Annotated in this window: 8 protein-coding genes; 4 read left to right on the top strand and 4 right to left on the bottom strand. The window is 28.2% G+C overall.

Annotated elements, in window-relative coordinates; genetic code table 11:
* Nucleotides 1-1,329 (bottom strand): cache domain-containing protein (locus Q1J76_RS08195; protein ID WP_300369562.1); only part of this gene is annotated, 1,329 nt, incomplete at its 3' end.
* A 350-nt stretch (nt 1,330-1,679) separates the two neighbouring features.
* On the opposite strand from Q1J76_RS08195, the gene thrS reads away from it, so the two are divergent.
* The 4 genes from thrS (at nt 1,680) to rplT (ending at nt 4,867) form a co-directional block, all read left to right on the top strand.
* Nucleotides 1,680-3,611, top strand: coding sequence for a threonine--tRNA ligase (gene thrS / locus Q1J76_RS08190; RefSeq protein ID WP_300369560.1), 1,932 nt, complete (start codon nt 1,680-1,682; stop codon nt 3,609-3,611).
* A gap of 12 nt (nt 3,612-3,623) precedes the next feature.
* Nucleotides 3,624-4,208: a translation initiation factor IF-3 gene (gene infC, locus Q1J76_RS08185; protein ID WP_300369558.1), complete on the top strand. Its 585-nt coding sequence runs from the start codon at nt 3,624-3,626 to the stop codon at nt 4,206-4,208.
* Between the two features lie 87 nt (nt 4,209-4,295).
* The gene (gene rpmI / locus Q1J76_RS08180; RefSeq protein ID WP_300369556.1) at nt 4,296-4,499 is read left to right on the top strand and encodes a 50S ribosomal protein L35; all 204 of its coding nucleotides are present in this window, start codon (nt 4,296-4,298) and stop codon (nt 4,497-4,499) included.
* 14 nt (nt 4,500-4,513) lie between these two features.
* A complete protein-coding gene (rplT, locus tag Q1J76_RS08175; protein WP_008725909.1) occupies nt 4,514-4,867 on the top strand; it encodes a 50S ribosomal protein L20 in 354 nt (117 codons plus the stop codon).
* A 94-nt stretch (nt 4,868-4,961) separates the two neighbouring features.
* Here the strand turns inward: rplT and Q1J76_RS08170 are convergent, their stop codons facing one another.
* From Q1J76_RS08170 to Q1J76_RS08160, 3 genes are all read right to left on the bottom strand, one after another.
* Complete coding sequence (locus Q1J76_RS08170; protein ID WP_300369553.1) at nt 4,962-5,162, bottom strand: hypothetical protein; 201 nt, start codon at nt 5,160-5,162, stop codon at nt 4,962-4,964.
* Between the two features lie 68 nt (nt 5,163-5,230).
* Nucleotides 5,231-5,563, bottom strand: a complete 333-nt coding sequence (locus Q1J76_RS08165) for a hypothetical protein (RefSeq protein WP_300369551.1) — start codon at nt 5,561-5,563, stop codon at nt 5,231-5,233.
* Complete coding sequence (locus Q1J76_RS08160; RefSeq protein ID WP_300369549.1) at nt 5,560-5,751, bottom strand: hypothetical protein; 192 nt, start codon at nt 5,749-5,751, stop codon at nt 5,560-5,562. The genes Q1J76_RS08165 and Q1J76_RS08160 overlap by 4 nt, the downstream gene beginning before the upstream one ends.
* Nucleotides 5,752-5,824 lie beyond the last annotated feature (73 nt).

Here is a 5,824-nt window from a genome sequence, read left to right as displayed (position 1 = left end):
CTTTGTAATATTTTTTATTTTTGCACTTGCTTCATTAACATTTTCTATATTTTCTGAAGTTTCATTTATTATTTGAGCTTCATGTTCCAAGGCTATTTTTACTTCATTCATTATATTTGATAAATCTGAAGATCTTTGAGTAGAATTTTTTATACCAGATGCAAACTCCTCCATAGAAGATGATGTTTCTTCGAGATTTGCTGCCTCTTCTTCAACTCTTTGAAATAAATATTGATTTCCATTTTGAATAGCTGATGATTTATCGGATATTGATGATGATATATTATTTATATTTGTTAATATATCTATAAGTTTCTTCTGCATACTATAAAAATTACCAGCCATATTTCCTAATTCATTATTTTTATACTTTTTCAAAAAAATCCAGTTTGGTACTTCTGATGATAAATGTCCTGAACTAAATTGTAAAATAGAATTTGATAATTCCTTAATTACATTTGTTATTCTAGTTGTGATATAATATATTATTACTATAGATGTTATTATTAATATTATTATTGTTATTATAATTGAAACATAGATAATAGTTTTTATAGGAGAAGTAAATTCTGATTCTCCGACACTTATTACTGATGTAAAAGGAACTTCAGCCAATTGATTTAATGCTGCTACAGTTTTTTTACCAGTTGTTATACTTGTATATCTAATACTTCCTTTTGTAATATTTCTCCTATTTTCTTTTTTTATTTCTTTTCCTATTTCTTTGCCTATTCTTGAAGGATCTTTATGAGCTATTAATTTGTTATAATCATTGATTAAAAATAATCTTGCTGTTTTTCCTATATTTGCGACATTTTCAAAATTATTTTTATTGAATGAATCCCATTTAATAGATGCGGCAAGAACTCCTATAACTTTATCTTGATAATCTTTTATACCATAATACATAATCATATATGGTGTAGGGGAGTTGTTGGTGATTATATTTTCAGTTATTGAAAAATTATAATTATTATTTTTTAATTTATTCCAAGCATTCTCTTCTTTTACTACAGTATTTGAATTATTTAATGATATTAATGTGTTTCCATCCAAATCTAAAATACTAAAAGAATTATATGTATCTTTAATATTGTCGAATGAGTACATAAGTTCATTATAAGCAATATTTTTATTTTCTTCTGTTTTATCTATTAAATAATTAATGATATATTTATTTTTAGAGTATATTTTTAATATCTTTTTATTATCCGCAAACCAATTATCCAAATTTTTAGCATATCCTTCAGATATATTTTCAAAACCTTTTATAGCAATATTAGTAATTGATGTTGAAAATATATTTATTAAAGTTAGTAATAATCCCATAATCATAATACTCATAGTTGATATAATTATTAATAGTATCCGTACTTTTAGGCTGTTAAACATATTATTCCTCTCCAAAAAATGAGTTATATATATTAGTATATAAAAAATGATGTATGTATAATAATAATTGTAATACAATAAAAATTTAATAAAAAAATATAGTGTTTAAGTATAAAAGAAATACTCATTTAATATATTAAATATATTTTTTTAGTCAATATATTTTTATAGATTAAATTAAAATTATATAATTTGATTGACTATAATGTATAAATATGTTAAAATATTATAATTATTTGTATTGTTTTTCAATATATATATTAAGTATCAATTCAAGAGGTGTTATAATGTCAAAAATTAATTATTCAGGACAGTCTTATGATTTGTCCAATGGAGAGTCTTTATTAGACTTCCTTAAACAAAATGCAAAAAAAGATTCCAAAGATGCAGTAGCAGCTAAATTTAACGGAATAGAAGTTGACCTTACATATACGCCTGAAACAGAGGGCGATTTAGAATTGATACTTACCACATCAGATGAGGGGCTTGAAATATTAAGACACTCTACAAGCCACCTAATGGCTCATGCAGTAAGAAGACTTTATCCTAATACTCAGGTTACTATAGGACCTGCTATTAAAGATGGTTTTTACTATGACTTTGATGCAGAAAAACCTTTTACAGAGGAAGATTTACCTAAAATTGAAGATGAAATGAAAAAAATCATTAAAGAAAATATACCTGTAGTAAGAAAAGTAATGAATAAAAATGAGGCTATAGAATATTTCAAGAAAAATAATGAACCTTATAAAGTAGAAATCATAGAAGGTATAGATGCTGATACAGTATCATTTTATGAGCAGGGTGATTTTATAGATCTTTGTCGCGGACCTCATGTTCCTTCAACAGGATATATTAAATCATATAAACTTATGTCTGTTGCAGGAAGTTATTGGAGAGGTGATTCTAATAATAAAATGCTTTCCCGTATATACGGTACTGCTTTTGAAAGTAAAGAATCATTGGATAAATATCTTAAGAAACTTAAAGAGGCTAAAGAGAGAGATCATAGAAAATTAGGTAAGGAATTGAATTTATTCAGTTTTCATGATGAAGGACCTGGTTTTCCTTTCTGGCATCCTAGAGGAATGGTTATTTATAAAGCAGTTGAGTCGTATATAAGAAATGAGAATGATAAACGTGGATATGTTGAGATAAAAACTCCTGCTATACTTAATGAAGAATTATGGCATAGAAGCGGACATTGGGATAATTATAAAGAAAATATGTATTTTACAGAAATTGATGAAACTAAATATGCTGTAAAACCTATGAATTGTCCTGGTGGTTTGATTGTTTATAATTCTAATATACATAGTTATAGAGATTTACCTTTAAGAGTTGCTGAATTGGGTTTCGTTCATAGACATGAGCTTTCTGGAGCTTTGCATGGACTATTCAGAGTACGAGCTTTTACTCAGGATGATGCTCATATATTCTGTACTGAAGAACAGCTAGGCGATGAGATTATTAATACTATTGACTATTATTTATCTGTATATAAAGATTTTGGTTTCGAGAACTTTGAAATATTTGTTTCTACTAGACCAGCTAAATCAATCGGAAGTGATGAGATTTGGGAGCTTGCTACTAAATCATTAATCAATGCTTTAGACAAATTGGGTATAAAGTATAAGATTAATGAAGGCGACGGAGCTTTCTATGGTCCTAAAATAGACTTTAATATTAAAGATGTTCTTGACAGAAACTGGCAATGTGGTACTTTACAAGTTGACTTCTCTCTTCCTATAAGATTTGAGATTAGCTATGAGGGTAAGGATGGTAAAAAACATACTCCAGTAATGCTTCACAGAGCAATACTTGGTTCTATGGAGCGTTTCATAGGTATATTAGTTGAACATTATAATGGTAAATTCCCATTATGGCTTTCTCCTTTACAAGTAGCTTTAGTTAATGTACTTAATGAAGATTCTCAAATAAATAGAGTAAATGAAGTAGCTAAACAGTTGAAAGATGCTGGTTTTAGAGTGGAAATTGATGAGGGAAATGACAATTTAGGTACTAAGATTAAAAAATACCGCTTGCAAAGAACTCCATATACAGTTATAATAGGAGCCGAAGAAGTGTCTAGTGGAAAATTATCAATTAGAACACGTTCTTCACAAGAAATTAAAGATATGGATTTAAATGAGTTTATCGAGAAACTCACAAAAGAATCTAAGGAGAGAATGAATGATTCTATATTTACTACTAAATGAGGTAGCTAAATAATGGCAACAGTAAAAAAAGAAGGAGAGAGAATTAATCAATTTATTACTGCACCAGAAGTTAGAGTTGTGCATGATGAGAGAGGAAGTCTTGGCATAATGAGTATTAAAGATGCTCTAGCCCTAGCCAAAGAGGAAGGTTCAGATTTGGTAGAGATAGTACCTACGGCAGAACCTCCTGTTTGTAAGATTATCAATTATGGTAAGTATAAATTTGATATTCAGAAGAAGAGTAAAGAGGCTAAGAAAAAGCAGAAATTAGTTCAGCTTAAAGAGATCAAGATGCGTCCTCAAATAAGCATACATGATTACAACTTTAAAATGAAGCATATTCGTGAATTCTTAGATGAAGGTAATAAGGTTAAGATTACTATAATGTTTAGGGGTAGGGAAATGGCTCATACAGAATTCGGCTATGACCTTATCAATAAAATTATACAGGATTTAGAAAATGAAGCTGCTACAGAAAAGCCTGCTAAACTAGAAGGCAAGAATTTATCTGCAGTGCTTAATCCTATAAAGGTAAAGAAAACTGATTCTGAAGGTTTTTCTGCTACAAAGGAATCTTCTGAAGCTAATGAACAATAATTTTATAATTAGCCCACTAACTATTGCGTACTTATCATACGCATAGATTGAGCATACAGTAAATATAATTTAAAAGGATATTAGTTTATGAAACAAAAATTAAAAACAAAAAGCGGTGCAAAGAAACGTTTTAGATTTTCTAAAACTGGTAAAGTTAAATTTGCTCATGCATTTGGCAGCCACAAATTTTTAAATAAAAGACCAGATACTAAAAGAAAGTATCGCAAAGCTAGAATAGCTGATGATACAAATATGGCTGAAATGCCTAGATTAATGCCTTACGGCAGATAATAAAGGAGACTAAAATGAGAGCAGTTAGCGGTGTAGTAAGAAAGAAAAAAGTTAAAAAAATATTAAAGATGGCTAAAGGCTACTATGGTTCACATAGTAAGCAGATGAAACAGGCTAAAGAAGCTGTTATAAGAGGCTTAAAGTATGCTTATCGTGATAGAAGACAGAAAAAAAGAATGATGAGAAGATTATGGACTTTAAGAATCAATGCTGCATGCAGACCTTTAGGTATATCTTACAGTAAGTTCATTAACGGACTTAAAAAAGCTAATGTTATTATTGATAGAAAGGCTTTATCTAATTTGGCTATTGATGATTACAAAGCATTTGAAGCTGTAGTTGAGGTAGCTAAAAAAGCACTAGCTTAAAATATTTAAAAAATATTTACTTATGTATAAAATCACCGTTGGTATTCTTTGGTAGAATGCTGACGGTTTTTTATTTTTATAAATTTTAAAATCATTACAACACGTCTTTATCAAATTCTTCTAAACTCATTACATATTTGATTGCTTTTATAGTTTTCTTTACTTGATCCATAAGTTCAGTATTATTGGATATATCTGACGTAAAATGAGATATTAGATTTGTAGCTTCTATTAAATTTTCTATTTTCTGTAAATTTATATAAGTTTCAGCAGTACTTTCATCTTCATAAGGCATACGTGGATACCTTAGTGATTTTAAACCAACTTGTTCTAGAATACCTGCATATGTTGTAAAATATGTTCCTATCTGAGGGACATCCCCTTCATAAGAATTTTCAAATAAATAAGTAGCACATGTCCATTATCATCTGTACTAACTAATATAGGATAATGTGCTTTCAAAAAATACGAAGCATATGTTTTAAAAGATTCTACACTTTCAAAAGCTCTGTCAAAATTAGAGGAATATATTTCAAAATATGAGTCACTCATAAAAAAGATTAAACTTCCTTCTTTTATATTTTCCCATACAGTGAAACTTGTTCTATCTTGCCAGCTCTCTGTACTATTTTTTGATTCAACTCTACAAGACACCACCATTACTAAAATACTAATAATTAAAAATAATTTTTTCATTTTTTCTCCTTATAGTTTAATATATACCATTTTTGCTGTTCTTTTAATTTGTTAAAATAACATTTTTCTTTTGAAGAGATAAATTCAGTGTACATAAAAAGATCATCTATTTCAAGTTTGTAATAACCTTCATGATACTTTGATACATCATAATTACACATAAGGAAGCTATAATATTCATCTGCCATTACACTATTCCAATCATAAAAATATTAACTAAACTCTTCAAACTCCTCTACACTATCTAAATGATTATACATA

Source organism: Brachyspira sp. (assembly GCF_029258575.1).
Classification (GTDB): Bacteria; Spirochaetota; Brachyspiria; order Brachyspirales; family Brachyspiraceae; genus Brachyspira.
Note: the sequence above shows the minus strand (reverse complement) of the source record. Positions and strands in the feature narration are given on the sequence as shown.

Coding starts and splice junctions, on each gene's coding strand:
- thrS (WP_300369560.1), top strand. CDS start 1,680: ATGTCAAAAATTAATTATTCAGGACAGTCTTATGATTTGTCCAATGGA.
- infC (WP_300369558.1), top strand. CDS start 3,624: ATGGCAACAGTAAAAAAAGAAGGAGAGAGAATTAATCAATTTATTACT.
- rpmI (WP_300369556.1), top strand. CDS start 4,296: ATGAAACAAAAATTAAAAACAAAAAGCGGTGCAAAGAAACGTTTTAGA.
- rplT (WP_008725909.1), top strand. CDS start 4,514: ATGAGAGCAGTTAGCGGTGTAGTAAGAAAGAAAAAAGTTAAAAAAATA.
- Q1J76_RS08170 (WP_300369553.1), bottom strand. CDS start 5,162: ATGCCTTATGAAGATGAAAGTACTGCTGAAACTTATATAAATTTACAG.
- Q1J76_RS08165 (WP_300369551.1), bottom strand. CDS start 5,563: ATGAAAAAATTATTTTTAATTATTAGTATTTTAGTAATGGTGGTGTCT.
- Q1J76_RS08160 (WP_300369549.1), bottom strand. CDS start 5,751: ATGGCAGATGAATATTATAGCTTCCTTATGTGTAATTATGATGTATCA.